Genomic DNA, 15,175 nt, shown 5'->3' on the forward strand with positions numbered 1-15,175 from the left:
GAATCCTCTTGCAATGGCGAACGCCATCAAGTCCGATGGACAAGCGACGAGATTCGCAACCAAAAGGCACCGAGCACAAGGCACTGGCGCCACAATAATGGCAAAAAGCTACACGCTCGTCGTTTTCAGAATGGTCGAGGTCGATCTGGCGGGCCCCATCGCACGGAACAACGCCAAGGCACGTTGATCAGTAGCATAGGCGACATTGAGGCGTAGCCACTCACTGTGACTGCCGGTTGGACTGAACAACGCCCCAGGCGACAACAACACCCCCAACTTCCGGGCGCACGCCTGCAACCGCGAAGGCTGCGCCGTCCCCGGGCGTGCCCACAGGAACATACCGCCGGTGGGTACGGCGAACACCTCCCACTCTTCGTCCTCCAGCACTTGCAGGGTCACGGCCATTTCACTACTCAACCGCTTGCGCAGGCGCTGCACCCACTTACGATACGTACCATTGGCCAGCAACGTGGCGACCACCGCTTCAGCAAACCGGGAGGTGCCGAAACCGGTCAAGGTCTTGAGGCTGGCCAGTTGCGTGATGATTGCGCTACTGGCGCAGAGGTAGCCCACACGCAAGGCGCTGCTCAGGGTCTTGGAAAAACTCGCGACGTAGATCACCCGATCATCATGGGGCAATGCCGAAAGCCGCGTGCAACCGGCATGTTGCAGGTCGCCGTAGACGTCTTCCTCAATGATCAGGAAGTTTTCGCGGTGCGCCAGTTCCAGCAAACGCTCGGCCACCACCCGGCACAGGCTGGTGCCGGTGGGATTGTGATAAAGGCTGTGGATGAACAGGCACTTGGGATGATGGCGCTGTAGCAGCGCTTCAAGCGCCGGGAGGTCGGGGCCGCCTCGGGTACGCGGTACTTCCAGCAGTTGCACGCCCTGGAACGCCAGTTGCCGATAGAGGTTGGCATACCCGGGGGTTTCGACCACCACGCTGTCGCCGGCCTTGAGTAGTGTACGTATCAGCAGGTCCAGGGCATGGCTGGCACCTGCGGTGGTAAGAATACGGTCCAGGCTGGTGGCGATGTGAATCTGAGTCAGGCGCTTGAGCAGTTGCTCGCGCAGCGCGGGCAACCCCAGAGAGGTGCTGTAGTTGAACAGGCCGGCGATGTCGGTGCGGGTGACTTCACGAATCGCGTAACTGATGTCATCGCTTTCGCGCCAGGCATCGGGCAACCAGCCGCAGCCCAGTTTCAACTCTCCCAACGGATTGTCGGCAAAGGCGCCCCACTCGCGCTCCGCCCCCTCATACCAATTACCTTCGTGGCAGACCGCCGGCTGGGCCACCACAAATCCCGAGCCCTGCCGGGGCGCCAGCACCCCTTGGGCGACCATCCTTTCGAATGCTTCGATCACGCTGGATTGGCTGAGCAGATTATCCAGGGCCAACTGGCGGACGGACGGCAAGCGCGTTCCGGGGCTCACCCCGTCCTTGCGAATCCATTGCGCCACTGCACTGACGATTTGCTGCACGACCGGTACAAGGGCTTGTCGATCGATCCCTAAATCCATGAGCCACTCACTTCAACTGTCTGTTATCAACCCGGAGAGTTAAGCACAGAAGCAGCGAATTACCGGCTGCATAATTTTATTAAAGTATTGATTTTATTGACTTATTTACCTAATGACACATATTCGGTCACGGCGTTTTGCCAGCTTTGGAAAAGCCCCACGCCCCCCCCAGACGTTTTCGAACAAGGGGGCGGCCAAAGGTCCTAGATAGCCGTCGCGCCACCGTCCACGGCCAAGGCGTGGCCGGTGGTGAACGCCGCTGCATCGCTGCACAGGTACAGCACTGCGCTGGCGATTTCCTCCACCTTGCCGATACGCCCGACCGGGTGCATGGCGGCGGCGAATTCCGCCTTGCGGGGGTCGGCTTCATAGGCGCGCCGGAACATATCGGTATCGATCACCGCCGGGCAGACGGCATTGACGCGGATTTTCTTCTTCGCGTACTCGATGGCTGCGGACTTGGTCAGGCCGATCACCGCGTGCTTGGAGGCCGCATAGATACTCATCTTCGGCGCCGCGCCCAACCCCGCCACCGACGCGGTGTTGACGATGGCCCCACCGCCCTGGGCCAGCAGCAGCAGCAACTGGTACTTCATGCACAACCACACCCCCTTGACGTTGACGCCCATGATCGCGTCGAACTCATCCAGGCTGCCGTCCGCCAGCTTGCCCTTCTCGATCTCGATGCCAGCGTTATTGAAGGCATAGTCCAGGCGACCATAGGCACTGATGGTCTTTGCCATCAACTGCTGCACCTCCGCCTCCTGGGTGACGTTACAGCGCACGAACAGCGCCTCGCCACCGGCCTGGTGGATCAGCCCGACCGTACCCTCACCGCCTGCGACGTCGAGATCGGCGACCACGACCTTCAAACCTTCGGCGGCGAACGCCAGCGCAGTGGCGCGACCAATACCGGCGGCTGCGCCGGTCACCAGGGCGACCTGACCGGAAAACGTCATGCTCATGGAAGATGTCCTATTGGGATTAATGGCTGTGGCGCGAGTCTAGCCACCGCCGAGACGGACACGTCAGCACTATCAGAAGGCCGGTTAGCGCCGTATGAGTCATAGTGATAAGGCAACCGGGTTCGCTATCAATGGCACCTATCGATGAGCATTCGCGCCCTCGGCTAACCTTGCCCCGGGGCCGTTCAAGGTCTATCAATCATGCTTCACTTCTAAAGAGTCCTTGCCATGACCGCCCAGACCAACCGCCAATTCCTGCTCGCCAAACGCCCGGTCGGCGCGGCCACGCGGGAAACCTTCACTTACCAGGTAGTGCCGGTGGGCACGCCCGAGGACGGGCAGGTGCTGGTGCACAACGAATACCTGTCCCTCGACCCGGCCATGCGTGGCTGGATGAATGAAGGCAAATCCTACATTCCGCCAGTAGGCCTCGGCGAGGTAATGCGCGCACTGGGTGTGGGCAAGGTGATTGCCTCGAACAACCCGAAATTCGCAGTCGGGGACTACGTGAATGGCGCCCTGGGCGTGCAGGATTACTTCCTGGGCGAACCGCGCGGCTTCTACAAGGTCGACCCCAAGCTGGCACCCCTGCCCCGCTACCTTTCTGCACTGGGCATGACCGGCATGACCGCCTACTTCGCGCTGCTGGACACCGGCGCGCCCAAGGCCGGTGAAACCGTGGTGATCTCCGGCGCGGCCGGTGCCGTGGGCAGCATTGCCGGGCAGATCGCCAAGCTCAAAGGCTGCCGCGTGGTCGGCATTGCCGGCGGTGCCGACAAGTGCAAGTTCCTGGTGGATGAACTGGGCTTCGACGCCGCCATCGACTACAAGAACGAAGACGTGCCCGCCGCCCTCAAGCGCGAGTGCCCTAAAGGCGTGGATGTGTATTTCGATAACGTCGGCGGCGACATTCTTGACGCGGTGCTCAGCCGGCTGGCGTTGAAAGCCCGCGTGGTGATTTGCGGGGCCATCAGCCAGTACAACAACAAGGAAGCGGTGAAAGGTCCGGCCAACTACCTGTCACTGCTGGTCAACCGCGCAAGGATGGAAGGCTTTGTGGTGATGGATCACGCGGCGAACTTTGCCGCCGCCGGGCAGGAAATGGCCGGCTGGATGGCCCAGGGCAAGCTCAAGAGCAAGGAGGATATTGTCGAGGGGCTGGAGACGTTCCCGGAGACACTGATGAAGCTGTTCAACGGCGAGAACTTTGGGAAATTGGTGCTCAAGGTCAGCTGATACACGGCAGATCCGCTCGTTCCCACACGCGTGGGAACGAGCATCGATCAGGCGATCTCGGCGACTACCGCTGCCAACGCCTTGGCCGGATCCGCCGCCTGGCTGATCGGACGGCCGATCACCAGGTAGTCGGAGCCCGCGTCCAGTGCCTGGCGCGGGGTCAGGATGCGGCGCTGGTCGTCCTGGGCGCTGCCCGCCGGGCGAATCCCCGGAGTGACCAATTGCAACGACGGATGGGCGGTCTTCAAGGCCTGTGCTTCCAGCGCCGAGCACACCAGGCCATCAAGGCCGGCTTTCTGCGCCAGGGCTGCCAGGCGCAGCACCTGTTCCTGAGGCTCGATGTCCAGGCCCACGCCCGCCAGGTCTTCGCGCTCCATGCTGGTCAGCACGGTCACGCCGATCAGCAAGGGCTTGGGGCCGCTGCGCTGTTCCAGCACTTCGCGGCAGGCGGTCATCATGCGCAGGCCGCCGGAGCAGTGCACGTTGACCATCCACACGCCCATCTCGGCCGCAGCCTTGACCGCCATGGCGGTGGTGTTGGGGATGTCGTGGAATTTCAGGTCGAGGAACACCTCGAAGCCTTTGTCACGCAGGGTGCCGACAATTTCAGCGGCACAGCTGGTGAACAGTTCCTTGCCGACCTTGACCCGGCAAAGCTTGGGGTCCAACTGGTCAGCCAGCTTCAGTGCGGCGTCACGGGTGGGGTAATCCAGGGCGACGATGATAGGAGTCTGGCAGACGGACATTGGAATGGGCTCTCAGGCAAGTCGAAATCGGCGCGGATTGTAGCGCAAGCAGCGCCGTTGCGGGATCCGATGATCGGTAAATACTGACCGACCGCCATCAGGCGGGCATTTCGGGTAATTATTTCAAGGCTGATACATTCACGACATGCCCACAACACGCCCCGTCGCTAGTCTCGCCCGCACGACTCAACGACCAGCACTACCAGCCATGGGGCTGGGCGCCTATGCTGACCGCAATAACCAGGCAGATGATCGCACTATGCATACCCCTTCCGTCCCTGTGAACGAAGAGCAAAAAGGCGCAGTGATCGCCGATGACAAGCGCTGGAATACCCGCGCACTGATCGTCGACGACGATGTGCCGATCCGCGAGTTGCTGATCGACTACCTGGCACGCTTCAATATTCTCGCCACCGGTGTGACCGACGGCGCCGCAATGCGCCTGGCCATGCAAGCCGAAACCTATGATGTGGTGGTACTCGACCTGATGCTGCCGGGCGAAGACGGCCTGACGCTGTGCCGCTGGCTGCGCGCCGAATCGGACATCCCGATCCTGATGCTCACCGCCCGCTGCGAGCCCACCGACCGCATCATCGGCCTGGAACTGGGGGCCGACGACTACATGTCCAAGCCCTTCGAACCGCGTGAACTGGTAGCCCGCATCCAGACCATCCTGCGCCGGGTACGCGATGACCGCACCGAACAGCGCGCGAATATCCGCTTCGACAACTGGCGCCTCAACAGCGTGTTGCGTCAATTGGTGGCCGACGATGGCTTGGTGGTGCCGCTGTCCAACGCTGAATTCCGCCTGTTGTGGGTGTTTATCGAACGCCCGCGCCGAGTGCTGAGCCGTGAGCAGCTGCTCGATGCCGCCCGTGGCCGCTCCATTGAAGCCTTTGATCGCAGTATCGACTTGCTGGTGTCACGCCTGCGGCAAAAACTCGGGGATGACCCCAAGGCACCGCAGTTGATCAAGACCGTGCGCGGCGAAGGCTACCTGTTCGACGCCCGGGATATTGGCTGATGCGCGCCCCCTTCAATACGCTGTTCGGTCGGCTGTTCGGCGTGTTGCTGGTGGCGATTGTGCTGGCCCATGCGCTGGCGTTCTTCTGGTTTCACCACTACGGCCAACCGCCCCCGCCCCCTCCTGAGCGATTTATCGAGCAGCCGGACGGGACCATGGCGCCGATGCGCGATAAGCACCCACGCCCCTGGTTTGGCGGCCCGGTGGTGCCCCTGACCTTTCAATTCGTCTCGTTGATTATCGCGGCCTGGTACGGTGCCAAACTGCTGAGCCGGCCAATACAGCGCCTGAGTGAAGCGGCGGAACGCTTGAGTCTGGACCTCGACAGCCCCCCCCTCGATGAATCCGGCCCGTGGGAAGCGCGGCAGGCCGCCTCGACCTTCAACCTGATGCAAAGGCGCATTCGCGAGCAGGTCAGCCAACGCGCGCGCATGCTCGGCGCCGTCTCCCATGACCTGCGCACCCCGCTGTCACGCCTCAAGCTGCGTCTGGAACAAGTTGAAGACATCCGGTTGCAGGGCCAGATGCGCCAGGACCTGAACGACATGATCGGCATGCTCGACGCCACCCTGAGCTACCTCCACGAACAGCGCACCAGTGAAACCCGGCATTGGCTGGATGTACAGGCGCTGGTGGAGTCAATGAGTGAAAACGCCCAGGACCAGGGTTCCGATGTGCAATGTTCGGGCACCTGCGTGCCCTTGCTGGTGCAACCGATGGCCTTGCGTTCATGCCTCAACAACCTGATCGACAATGCCTTGCGTTATGCCGGCACAGCCCGCGTGGAGTTGAGGGACAGCCGTGAGGCGCTGATCATCCGCGTGATAGACCACGGGCCGGGGATTGCGGCAGATATGCGCGAGGCGGTATTCGAGCCGTTCTATCGTCTGGAAGGTTCCCGTAACCGCAATTCCGGCGGCGTCGGCCTGGGCATGACCATTTCCAAGGAAGCCGCGGAGCGCCTGGGCGGCCGCCTGAGCCTGGAAGAGACGCCAGGCGGCGGCTTGACCGCAGTGATGTGGTTACCCAGGGCTTAAAGAGGCTTGTCTTCGCGCCGAACCTGGGCCTGGGTTGCGCTCCAATCCATCAGCAGGCTGTAGGCCACGGCCAGCAGGGTCGGACCGATAAACAGGCCGATAAAGCCAAAGGCGATCAACCCGCCAAATACCCCAAGCAACACGATCACCAGCGGCAAATTGCCGCCACGGCTGATCAGGTAGGGCTTGAGCACGTTGTCCACGCCGCTGATGATGAACGTACCCCACACGCCAAGGAACACCGCGTAGGTGTAATCGCCTTTCCACGCCAGCCAGGCCGTGGCCGGGATCCACACCAGCGGCGGGCCCATCGGGATCAGGCTGAGCAGGAACGTCACGATCCCCAGCACCAGCGCGCCCGGTACGCCGGCGATCAGGAAGCCAATCAGTGCCAGCAGGGCCTGGGCGGCAGCAGTGCCGATCACGCCGTTGACCACCCGTTGCACGGTGCCCGCCACCAGTTCGATGTAGTAACCGGCGCGATCACCGATCAGACGCTCCAGCAGGCGATGGACGAACATCGCCAAACGTGGGCCATCACGATAGAAGAAAAACACGAACACCAGGCTCAGGGTCAGCTCGAGGATGCCGCCACCGATCTGCGCGCTGCGCGCCAGCAACCAGTTACCGACCTGCCCAAGGTAGGGCTTGATGCTGACCATCAACGCCGCGCCTTGCTGATCGATAGTGTCCCAGGTCGCCACCAGCCGCTCGCCGATAAATGGGATCGAGCCCAGCCAGGTGGGCGCCTCGGGCAAGCCATCAACCTGAATATCCTTGATCAGCGCGACGGCATCGCGCACATGGTCCGCCAGGTTGAACCCCAGCCACACCAGGGGCACTGCCACCAGCAATATCCAGCCCAAGGTCAGGATGCCGGCGGCCAGGGATTCACGGCCGCCCAGCCAGCGGGTCAACAGCACCATCAACGGCCAACTGGCGAACGCCAGCACTGCGCCCCAGAACAGCGCCGACCAGAACGGCGCCATCACCCAGAAGCTGGCACCAAACAGCACCAGCAGCAGGATTTGCACCAGCAGGCGATCGTTATTGAGCATGGAGTATCTCTAGAAGAAGGCTGTAGGAGAGAGCTTAGGCAAACGGCACGGGTCCGTTCGCCCTGTTACGGTCAGCGTATCAGATGCAGATGCAGGCCTTTGGTTTCAGTGGTGCCGGTTTCCAGGCGTGCGGCACGCACGCCCTTGTCGACCAAGGCCTGGCGCCAGGCTTCGGCTTTCGGGCCGGTCAAACTGACGCGCAAGGTGGCATCGAGGTTCAATCCGCGGGAAATCAGGGTCAGCCAGGTGTCGTCAGGGTCGCCGCCCAGCGCGGGGAAGTCCAGCTCGCCGGTGCTTTTCAGCTCGCGCAACAAGGTGGCCGAGGTGGGCAACAAGTCGCCCAACGGTGCGCTCGAATCCAGCTGCTCCACATGCAGATAGGCGCGGCGGTTGCCCCGGGTGATGCCGTACATGGCCACCAGGGCGTTTTCCTGCGGGGCGGCCAGACGCAGCAGCAGGTATTCCTGCTGGCCATCGGCACCGACCAGCTTGGCATTACCGAAGACTTCGTTGGCCCACAGGCTGCTTTCCCCGCAGTCGCGGGCCTGGCACCAGAACAACAACTGCGCGCCGTTGGCCTGCAACGCTTCGCGCGTCGACGTAAATGCAGCACTGGAGGTGTGTTCGGCAGGCAGTTCATAGGTAATCGCTGTGGTTTGCCCACGGGCGGTGGCCTGGCTTTCGTAACGCAACTGGCCACTGATCTTGCGGATCGCCCCCATGGGGTAGATGCGTTCCTTTTCTTCAGCGGGGCGGTAATCGACGATCTGCGCGTCGACCTGACGGGCCACGGCAGGCAGGTCCTGGCTTCCCGGCACATCGGCGGCGAACACCAAAGGGCTGAAACAGCACAGTCCGAGGGCACGTATACATCCTTTACGCAGGCTCATCGGATCGGTGAGCCCTGGCCATCGGAGGTCGCAGCGGTGTTGAGTTGGTTCATGGTTGACTCCCTTTCAATCCGCCCAGCCTCGGCAGTTGACCGCCCCAAGTCAAGGCGCGGAGAAGAACCGATTGAAACAGTCTGCAACAAGGACTGCACCGGGCTCATCATTCAGGTGTAAATGATGGCCACCTGGCAACGTGGTTACCGTAAAGGGTAGCTGGGAAAGCAATTCGGGATGTTTCGCCAACATGCCATCGGCGGCGACCACCAACTGCGTAGGGCAACCCACGCGGCGCACGAAAGCCATCGCCTGCTCATCGGTCAGACGGATCGGCGAAGCCAGGGTCAGGCGACTGTCCGAGCGCCAGGTATAGCCGCCCGGCACCGGCATCAAACCACGTTGGGCCAGCAGTTCTGCGGCTTCACGGCTCACGGCAACCAAACCTTTCATACGCGCCTCAACCGCCCGGTCCAAGGTGGTGTAGACCGGTTTGCGCTTATCCTGCAGGTTCAATTGGGCCTGCAAGGCCATGCCCAAGCGCTCGGCTGCGTTCTCACCGCTGGCAGTGGGCGGGATCACGCCGTCAATTAAACCCAGGTGCGTCACCCGTTCCGGCAAAGCGCCGGCCAGCACCAGGGAAACGATGGCGCCGAGGGAGTGGCCAAGTAATGCAAAACGTTTCCAGCCCAGTTGCTCGGCGACTTGCAGAACGTCGTGGACGTAATCCCACAAGGCATAACCGGCACCTGCAGGACGATGCGCCGAATGCCCGTGGCCGGCCATGTCCAGCGCCACGATACGTAAACCCGCAAGCTTCGGCGCCAGGCGCGCAAAGCTGTTGGCATTGTCCAGCCAGCCATGCAGGGCGATCACCGGCAAACCGTCCTCGGGGCCAAACAGATGGGCCGCCAACTCGATGTGCGGCAGGCTCAGACGCACTTCTTCGACCGGCGTACTCATGCGCAACTGCGCTCGCGGGCTTGCCAGCGGGCGAACAGGGTCTTGATCAAGGTCGCGGTGTCCTGAGGGCGTTCGAGGGGAAACATATGACCGCCGGGCATAGTGAGCATTTCGCCCATGGGCAGACGGTCGACGCCGCTGGCGTGGTGACGCATCACCACACGACTCTGTCGACCGCGCACCACCGCCAGCGGCACTTTCAGTTGGCGCACCTGGCCGGGGCTGGTGTGAGGCACGCCCCGGTAGATGCTGATTTCGGTCGCCGGGTCGAAGCGCAGGCGCAGGCGATCACCCGCCTGGTACAGGCCGTGTTGCAGGTAGGCGTCGAAGCATTCCGGGTCGAAGCCTCGGAACAGGGTCTTGCCGGCGAAGTAGCTGCGCGCGGCGTCCAGGTCGCTGAACTCTTCGCGACGGCCCAGGGTGCGTCCGGCCGGCGTGAGTCGGTCGATAAAACCGAAGCGCTTGGCGGCACGGATCACCCAGCGGTCGGCGCGGGTCAATACCGGCGAATCGAGCATCACCACCCCACGATACAGCTGCGGGCAGCGCATGGCCGCGTGCAAATGCAGCACGCCACCCAGGGAGTGGCCCACACCCCACACAGGCTCCGGTTGCTGTTCCAGATGATGGATCAACTCGTCCACCAGGTTCTGCCAGTTATCGTCCACTGGAAACCTGGGGTCGTGACCGTGCTGCGGCAAGTGAACTACCGCATACTCCGGGGCCAGGGCGGCAAACAGCTTGCCGTAGGTGGCCGAGGGGAAGCCATTGGCGTGGGCAAAAAACACGTGCTGCGACATAGCGGATCCATCTGCAAAAACCGAGATTGATTGTCACCAGCCTCAAGCCCCACAGCAATGACTGTAACCGCCAGGAATGATGACACTCACGCCACACCTATCGCGCCGGAGGGGTTTCGCCCAAAGGCACCACGGCCATGGTCAGCCGTGAAACACAGTTGCACTTGCCGTCATCGGTGGTCAGGCGGATGTCCCAGACCTGGGTGGTGCGGCCGATATGGATCGCCTTGGCCACCGCCGTCACCCGCCCGCTGCGCACACCGCGCAGGTGGTTGGCGTTGACCTCCAGGCCCACGCAATAGAACTTGCTCGGGTCGATGCACAAGTAAGCCGCCACGGAGCCGACGCTCTCGGCCAGTACCACTGACGCGCCGCCATGCAGCAGGCCGTAGGGCTGGTGAGTGCGGTGGTCGACCACCATGCTGGCGGTGAGGGATTCGTCGTCGAAGCTTTCAAAACGGATGTCCAGCAGTTCACCGATGGTGTTCTTCTGGCCGGCATTGAGTTGCTCGATATTCGGTTGGGTGCGCCACAAGCTCATGGAATTGTCCTTATTGGTTTTATTACGGCCCTAATCCTGCCACACAACTGCCTCGCTGCGCTCGCTCCACGCCTGAAACTGAGCACCGTTGTGCGGTGCAGCGGGCGTGGTGAGGGTCTGCACCTCAGCTGCGCCGACGGGCTGCACCAGAAAGGTTTGGCGCGGGTGCCGCGCTTCACGTTCGAAGAACACCTGTAACGGCAAACGAAAAGCGACGGGCATGGGACGCGCGCCTTTGTGGCCCGACGATAGCCTACGGATTCTTCACGCTGACCAGGCTCATCAGTCCCGCCAGCGGGAAGTCGCCCTCCAGTTCCGCCAGGCTGGCGGTGTACATCGGCTGCGGCTGGCGCTGATGGCCATGCTGCAGAAAACTGATCAAGCTGCCGACCAGGGGTTGATGGCTGACCAGCAGCACATTGTCATCGCTGTCGAGCTTGTTCAGAACCTCCAGCGGATTGCCCTCCGGCGTGAGCCAAGGCACCGTGCGGATGTCCGGCTCAAAACCCAGCGAGTCCCGCACCAACTGTGCAGTTTGCTGCGCCCGTACGTACGGGCTGGCAATGATCGCGCTGAGCGGCTGGCCGATCAGGTGCGCAGCACTGCGCAACACCTCGGCGCGGCCATGCTCGGTGAGGTTGCGCTCGGCATCCGTGCGGGCATGCCCCTCGGCCTCACCGTGACGCAAGACCCACACCTTCATAGCTTCGGTTCCTCATCACGCGCTGGATGCGGCGCCGGCGGCACGCTGTGGGCGGCTTCGCCCTCGGGAGCGCGCGGGGTTGGCCAGTCGGCGAACGGCCAGGGCTTCTGTTCAGTGTGGAAGCTGCCAAAGCGGCCGATCTGGGCAAGAAACTGGCTGAGGCTGTCGCCGAAGTTCATCAGGCCCAGATTCGGCGCGCTGTAGACCAGACGGTAGATCAACTGCACCACCACCAATGCGCCTAGCAGGAACTGCGCCACCTGCCACACCAGGGCAAACACCAGCATCCACAGGATGCGCAGGAGGATGGACTCGTACTTGGGGGCTGCTTTCGGATCGTTCATGGCGCGTTCCTCAGTTGAAACCACTGGTGGAAATAAAGTCGACGTCGGTTTTGGGTTCGGCCCGCATCAGCAACTCGATGACCTGATTCAAGGTGCGCCCTTCAAACAGGATGGCGTGCAGCCCGGCGACCAGCGGCATATACACGCCGACTTCCTGGGCCTTGGCCTTGAGCACCTTGAGGGTGTTGACCCCTTCGGCCACTTCGCCCAGGCGCGTCACCGCGTCTTCCAGGCTCAGGCCCTGGCCCAGGGCGAACCCCACTTGGTAGTTGCGGCTTTTCGGCGACGAACAGGTGACGATCAAGTCGCCCACGCCGGCCAGGCCCAGGAAGGTCATGGGATTGGCGCCCTGGTTTACCGCGAAGCGGGTCATTTCCGCCAGGGCGCGGGTAATCAACATGCTCTTGGTGTTTTCGCCCATGCCCAGGGCCACCGCCATGCCGGCGATGATCGCGTAGACGTTTTTCAGCGCCCCGCCCAGTTCCACGCCAAAACGGTCGCCACTGGCGTATACGCGGAAGGTCCGGCCATGCAGCACCGCCTGGACACGCTCGCACAGTTCCTCATCCTCGCTGGCGATCACCGTGGCGGTCAGCGCGTGCTCGGCGACTTCCCGCGCCAAGTTCGGCCCGGACAGCACGCCAATGCGCGCCTGGGGGGCGATTTCTGCGAGGATTTCGCTCATCAGCTTGAAGGTCTGCGCCTCAATGCCCTTGGTCAGGCTGACCAACAGCTTGCCCGCCAGGCGCTCGGCATGGGGCGCCAGCACCGAGCGCAAGGCGCTGGAAGGCAGCGCAACGAAGCACAGGTCGCAGTCCGTCAGGGTGGCCAGCAAGTCGGTGACCGGCTCGACCGCCGGATGAATCTTGATGCCTTTAAGGTAACGCGGGTTTTCGCGGTGTACACGAATGGCCTCGGCCTGCTCGGGATCGCGCATCCACTGGCGCACCGCATGACCGTTCTCGGCCAGCAGGTTAGCCACGGCGGTACCAAAACTTCCGCCTCCCAGGACCGCAATAGGGCGCTGTTCAGTCATATGCAATCCGTTAATCCATACCAGTGGCGATGGCGGCATTATACGGGGCGACCCGCTTGCGGCCAGCCCCCGTATCAAATCGTGCGGCTATCGGGAAATGCCATGCCCGTGCGACGGAATTGCAAGGGCGACGACTGGCAAATAGCCTCACCTCAGTTAACATGGGCGGCTATCCGTCACTATCAAGGCCATGTCGTGTATTTGGGCCCTCCTTCCCGTTCATCTCTACTGCTTATGCTGTTGTGCAGTGCACCTGTGCTGGCTGACGACCTCTTCCTCGACAGCCAGCCGCTCCCGCAGGTATTGACCGCCACGCGCCTCAAGCAATCGGCCGCCGCCGTGCCGGGCAGCATGACCGTGATCGACAGCGAGTTGATCAAGGCCAGCGGCGCAAGGGACATCAGCGAGCTGCTGCGCCTGGTGCCGGGGATGATGGTCGGTTACACCACCGGCAACCAGGCGGCGGTGAACTACCACGGCACCAGCGCCAGCGACGCGCGACGCATGCAGGTGTTGATCGACGGGCGTTCGGTGTACCGCGCCGGCCTGGCCACGGTGGACTGGAGCGACATTCCGGTGGCGATGGAAGACATCGAACGCATCGAGGTCTTCCGCGGCCCCAACACCGTCAGCTACGGGGCGAATGCCTTGATGGCGGTGGTCAATATCCTCACGCGCTCACCGGCCAACAGCCATGGCTCACGGGTGAAGGTGATTCGCGGTGAGCGCGGTATCAATGACTTTTATGCCAGCCAGGGCGTGGGCTGGGAAACCGGCGATCTGCGCCTGTCGCTGTCAGGGCAACAGGACGATGGCTTTGACAGCGATGCCGTTGGCGCCGACCGCCGAGACAGCCGTCGCCTCAACCGCTTCAGCCTGGCAGTGAGCCAGACCTTGAACGCGCAACAGAGTATCGACTGGCAACTGAATGCCAAGGAAGGCACCAACCAGCGCCCTTACACCTACGCCCCGGTATTCGCCGGGATTACCGAAGGCGGCGACAGTTCCGACGTCACGGCCAAGGACTACGCCGGTTCCCTGCGCTGGAACTTTGATTTCAACCCAGAGCACAGCCTGTATATCCAAGGCTCGGCCCAGCAATGGGACCGCCGGCAAATCTGGAAAGCCTGTGACGCCAAGGTCTCGTTCAGCCCCGAGCTGACCCAGTTGTGGCAGCTCAACCCCAACTACGCCGAACGGCTGGCCCGGCATATGGACACCTACAGCCAGGGCTCCGCGCCACCGGGCAGTGCTGCCGAACAAGCCTTGGCCAACCAGGTACTGGACCAGTGGCGCAACGGCGCCAACCAGAGCGTATGCGGCGACATCGACCAGAGCACTCGCGAAAGCCGCTACGACGTGGAAATTCAAGACACCCTCAGCCTGTCCGACAGCCTGCGCCTGGTCAGCGGCATGAACTACCGCTACGACCGCGCCGACTCCGACACCTACTTCAACGGCACCTTGGACGACACCACCTGGCGCCTGTTCGGCCAGTTGGAATGGCGCGCCAGTGAGCATTGGCTGCTGCAAGGCGGCGCCATGTTCGAAGACACGCACCTGAGCGGCCCTTCGCTGACGCCAAGGGTGGCAGTCAACTATTTGATCAACCCGCGCCACGGCTTGCGCGCGGTGTACTCGGAAGCCATCCGTTCGCCGGACATGTTCGAGAACAATGTCAACTGGAGCTACCGCGTTACCAACCTCAGCTCACCGGCCTATGGGCAGAGTTCCGGACAGTACTTCGTGAAGACGCGGGGCCCGGGCAACCTCGACAAAGAACTGATGCGCTCGCGGGAACTGGGCTACAACGGCTTCTTTGCCGACATCGGGCTGAACATGGACGTGAAGCTGTTCTACGACGAAATCACCGATATGATCAGCTCGCCGCTGCGCAATAACCAGTACATTGCCAGCAACGCCAACAGCTCACGGTTCACCGGCGCCGAGTCCCAGTTCGACTGGCGCGTGAGCAACGCCGACCGCCTGCGGCTGACTTACGCTTATGTCGACGCCACCACCAGCAACCCACTGGACAAAGCACAGACCGCGCGTAACAGTGGCTCGGCCGGCTGGTTGCGCGAATGGGGCCAAGGTTGGTCCAGCGCGCTGTTCTACTATGGCGACGACGCACTCAACCAATATCGTTTCGAACGGGTCGACCTGCGGGTGGCCAAGCGTATTGCCCTGGGCAAAGCCAACGTGGAGCTGGCCGGCATGTTGCAACAACGCCTCGATAACCAGCCCACTACCTGGGCCGACAACACTTACGACCATCGTCACGTACTCTACTTCAGCGCGGAGTTAGAGTTCTGAC

At 62.4% G+C, this 15,175-nt stretch carries 16 protein-coding genes; 4 read left to right on the plus strand and 12 right to left on the minus strand.

Annotated features, from left to right (window positions below; all coding sequences use genetic code 11):
- Positions 1–108: 108 nt before the first annotated feature.
- Together HCF10_RS18980 and HCF10_RS18985 are read right to left on the minus strand one after the other, a co-directional pair.
- Positions 109–1,521: an aminotransferase-like domain-containing protein gene (locus tag HCF10_RS18980; RefSeq protein WP_167656176.1), complete on the minus strand. Its 1,413-nt coding sequence runs from the start codon at positions 1,519–1,521 to the stop codon at positions 109–111.
- Positions 1,522–1,724: 203 nt separating this feature from the next.
- Positions 1,725–2,486, minus strand: coding sequence for an SDR family oxidoreductase (locus HCF10_RS18985; RefSeq protein ID WP_167656177.1), 762 nt, complete (start codon positions 2,484–2,486; stop codon positions 1,725–1,727).
- Between the two features lie 228 nt (positions 2,487–2,714).
- On the opposite strand from HCF10_RS18985, the gene HCF10_RS18990 reads away from it, so the two are divergent.
- Complete coding sequence (locus HCF10_RS18990) at positions 2,715–3,722, plus strand: NADP-dependent oxidoreductase (RefSeq protein ID WP_131699442.1); 1,008 nt, start codon at positions 2,715–2,717, stop codon at positions 3,720–3,722.
- A 47-nt stretch (positions 3,723–3,769) separates the two neighbouring features.
- Here the strand turns inward: HCF10_RS18990 and pyrF are convergent, their stop codons facing one another.
- Entirely contained in the window at positions 3,770–4,468 is a 699-nt protein-coding gene (pyrF, locus tag HCF10_RS18995; protein ID WP_131699443.1) for an orotidine-5'-phosphate decarboxylase, read from the minus strand.
- Positions 4,469–4,727: 259 nt separating this feature from the next.
- Here pyrF and HCF10_RS19000 point away from each other — a divergent pair, with 259 nt between their 5' ends.
- Positions 4,728–5,492 carry a response regulator gene (locus tag HCF10_RS19000; RefSeq protein WP_237683151.1) on the plus strand — a complete coding sequence of 255 codons (765 nt, stop codon included), beginning with the start codon at positions 4,728–4,730 and terminating at the stop codon, positions 5,490–5,492.
- On the plus strand, positions 5,492–6,529 hold the full coding sequence (locus HCF10_RS19005; protein WP_167656178.1) for a sensor histidine kinase: 1,038 nt from the start codon (positions 5,492–5,494) through the stop codon (positions 6,527–6,529). Before HCF10_RS19000 ends, HCF10_RS19005 begins: the two co-directional genes overlap by 1 nt.
- On the opposite strand, the gene HCF10_RS19010 is transcribed toward HCF10_RS19005, so the two are convergent.
- The 9 genes from HCF10_RS19010 to HCF10_RS19050 all read right to left on the minus strand — a co-directional run bounded on the left by HCF10_RS19010 (position 6,526) and on the right by HCF10_RS19050 (position 12,858).
- Positions 6,526–7,587, minus strand: a complete 1,062-nt coding sequence (locus HCF10_RS19010) for an AI-2E family transporter (protein ID WP_167656179.1) — start codon at positions 7,585–7,587, stop codon at positions 6,526–6,528. The genes HCF10_RS19005 and HCF10_RS19010 overlap by 4 nt on opposite strands.
- Before the next feature lie 71 nt (positions 7,588–7,658).
- Positions 7,659–8,477, minus strand: coding sequence for a DUF4892 domain-containing protein (locus HCF10_RS19015; RefSeq protein WP_131699447.1), 819 nt, complete (start codon positions 8,475–8,477; stop codon positions 7,659–7,661).
- Between the two features lie 102 nt (positions 8,478–8,579).
- Positions 8,580–9,434 carry an alpha/beta hydrolase gene (locus tag HCF10_RS19020; protein WP_167656180.1) on the minus strand — a complete coding sequence of 285 codons (855 nt, stop codon included), beginning with the start codon at positions 9,432–9,434 and terminating at the stop codon, positions 8,580–8,582.
- On the minus strand, positions 9,431–10,234 hold the full coding sequence (locus HCF10_RS19025; RefSeq protein ID WP_167656181.1) for an alpha/beta fold hydrolase: 804 nt from the start codon (positions 10,232–10,234) through the stop codon (positions 9,431–9,433). Before HCF10_RS19025 ends, HCF10_RS19020 begins: the two co-directional genes overlap by 4 nt.
- A 97-nt stretch (positions 10,235–10,331) precedes the next feature.
- Positions 10,332–10,775 carry a hotdog fold thioesterase gene (locus HCF10_RS19030; protein WP_027607077.1) on the minus strand — a complete coding sequence of 148 codons (444 nt, stop codon included), beginning with the start codon at positions 10,773–10,775 and terminating at the stop codon, positions 10,332–10,334.
- A gap of 30 nt (positions 10,776–10,805) precedes the next feature.
- Complete coding sequence (locus tag HCF10_RS19035; RefSeq protein WP_167656169.1) at positions 10,806–10,997, minus strand: hypothetical protein; 192 nt, start codon at positions 10,995–10,997, stop codon at positions 10,806–10,808.
- A 31-nt stretch (positions 10,998–11,028) separates the two neighbouring features.
- Positions 11,029–11,478, minus strand: coding sequence for a phosphohistidine phosphatase SixA (sixA, locus tag HCF10_RS19040; RefSeq protein WP_131699451.1), 450 nt, complete (start codon positions 11,476–11,478; stop codon positions 11,029–11,031).
- On the minus strand, positions 11,475–11,822 hold the full coding sequence (locus tag HCF10_RS19045) for a DUF4389 domain-containing protein (protein ID WP_131699452.1): 348 nt from the start codon (positions 11,820–11,822) through the stop codon (positions 11,475–11,477). Before HCF10_RS19045 ends, sixA begins: the two co-directional genes overlap by 4 nt.
- 10 nt (positions 11,823–11,832) lie before the next feature.
- Positions 11,833–12,858, minus strand: a complete 1,026-nt coding sequence (locus HCF10_RS19050) for an NAD(P)H-dependent glycerol-3-phosphate dehydrogenase (RefSeq protein WP_131699453.1) — start codon at positions 12,856–12,858, stop codon at positions 11,833–11,835.
- A 195-nt stretch (positions 12,859–13,053) separates the two neighbouring features.
- Between HCF10_RS19050 and HCF10_RS19055 the strand changes: the two genes are divergently transcribed.
- Complete coding sequence (locus HCF10_RS19055; protein WP_337782131.1) at positions 13,054–15,174, plus strand: TonB-dependent receptor plug domain-containing protein; 2,121 nt, start codon at positions 13,054–13,056, stop codon at positions 15,172–15,174.
- The last annotated feature ends 1 nt before the right edge of the window (position 15,175 follow it).

Origin of the sequence: Pseudomonas sp. B14(2022), from assembly GCF_012030485.1 — a bacterium.
Classification (GTDB): Bacteria; Pseudomonadota; Gammaproteobacteria; order Pseudomonadales; family Pseudomonadaceae; genus Aquipseudomonas.

Coding starts and splice junctions, on each gene's coding strand:
- HCF10_RS19025 (WP_167656181.1), bottom strand. CDS start 10,234: ATGTCGCAGCACGTGTTTTTTGCCCACGCCAATGGCTTCCCCTCGGCC.
- sixA (WP_131699451.1), bottom strand. CDS start 11,478: ATGAAGGTGTGGGTCTTGCGTCACGGTGAGGCCGAGGGGCATGCCCGC.
- HCF10_RS19015 (WP_131699447.1), bottom strand. CDS start 8,477: ATGAGCCTGCGTAAAGGATGTATACGTGCCCTCGGACTGTGCTGTTTC.
- HCF10_RS18990 (WP_131699442.1), top strand. CDS start 2,715: ATGACCGCCCAGACCAACCGCCAATTCCTGCTCGCCAAACGCCCGGTC.
- HCF10_RS19050 (WP_131699453.1), bottom strand. CDS start 12,858: ATGACTGAACAGCGCCCTATTGCGGTCCTGGGAGGCGGAAGTTTTGGT.
- HCF10_RS19030 (WP_027607077.1), bottom strand. CDS start 10,775: ATGAGCTTGTGGCGCACCCAACCGAATATCGAGCAACTCAATGCCGGC.
- HCF10_RS18985 (WP_167656177.1), bottom strand. CDS start 2,486: ATGAGCATGACGTTTTCCGGTCAGGTCGCCCTGGTGACCGGCGCAGCC.
- pyrF (WP_131699443.1), bottom strand. CDS start 4,468: ATGTCCGTCTGCCAGACTCCTATCATCGTCGCCCTGGATTACCCCACC.
- HCF10_RS19035 (WP_167656169.1), bottom strand. CDS start 10,997: ATGCCCGTCGCTTTTCGTTTGCCGTTACAGGTGTTCTTCGAACGTGAA.
- HCF10_RS19045 (WP_131699452.1), bottom strand. CDS start 11,822: ATGAACGATCCGAAAGCAGCCCCCAAGTACGAGTCCATCCTCCTGCGC.
- HCF10_RS19000 (WP_237683151.1), top strand. CDS start 4,728: ATGCATACCCCTTCCGTCCCTGTGAACGAAGAGCAAAAAGGCGCAGTG.
- HCF10_RS19020 (WP_167656180.1), bottom strand. CDS start 9,434: ATGAGTACGCCGGTCGAAGAAGTGCGTCTGAGCCTGCCGCACATCGAG.
- HCF10_RS19005 (WP_167656178.1), top strand. CDS start 5,492: ATGCGCGCCCCCTTCAATACGCTGTTCGGTCGGCTGTTCGGCGTGTTG.
- HCF10_RS19010 (WP_167656179.1), bottom strand. CDS start 7,587: ATGCTCAATAACGATCGCCTGCTGGTGCAAATCCTGCTGCTGGTGCTG.
- HCF10_RS18980 (WP_167656176.1), bottom strand. CDS start 1,521: ATGGATTTAGGGATCGATCGACAAGCCCTTGTACCGGTCGTGCAGCAA.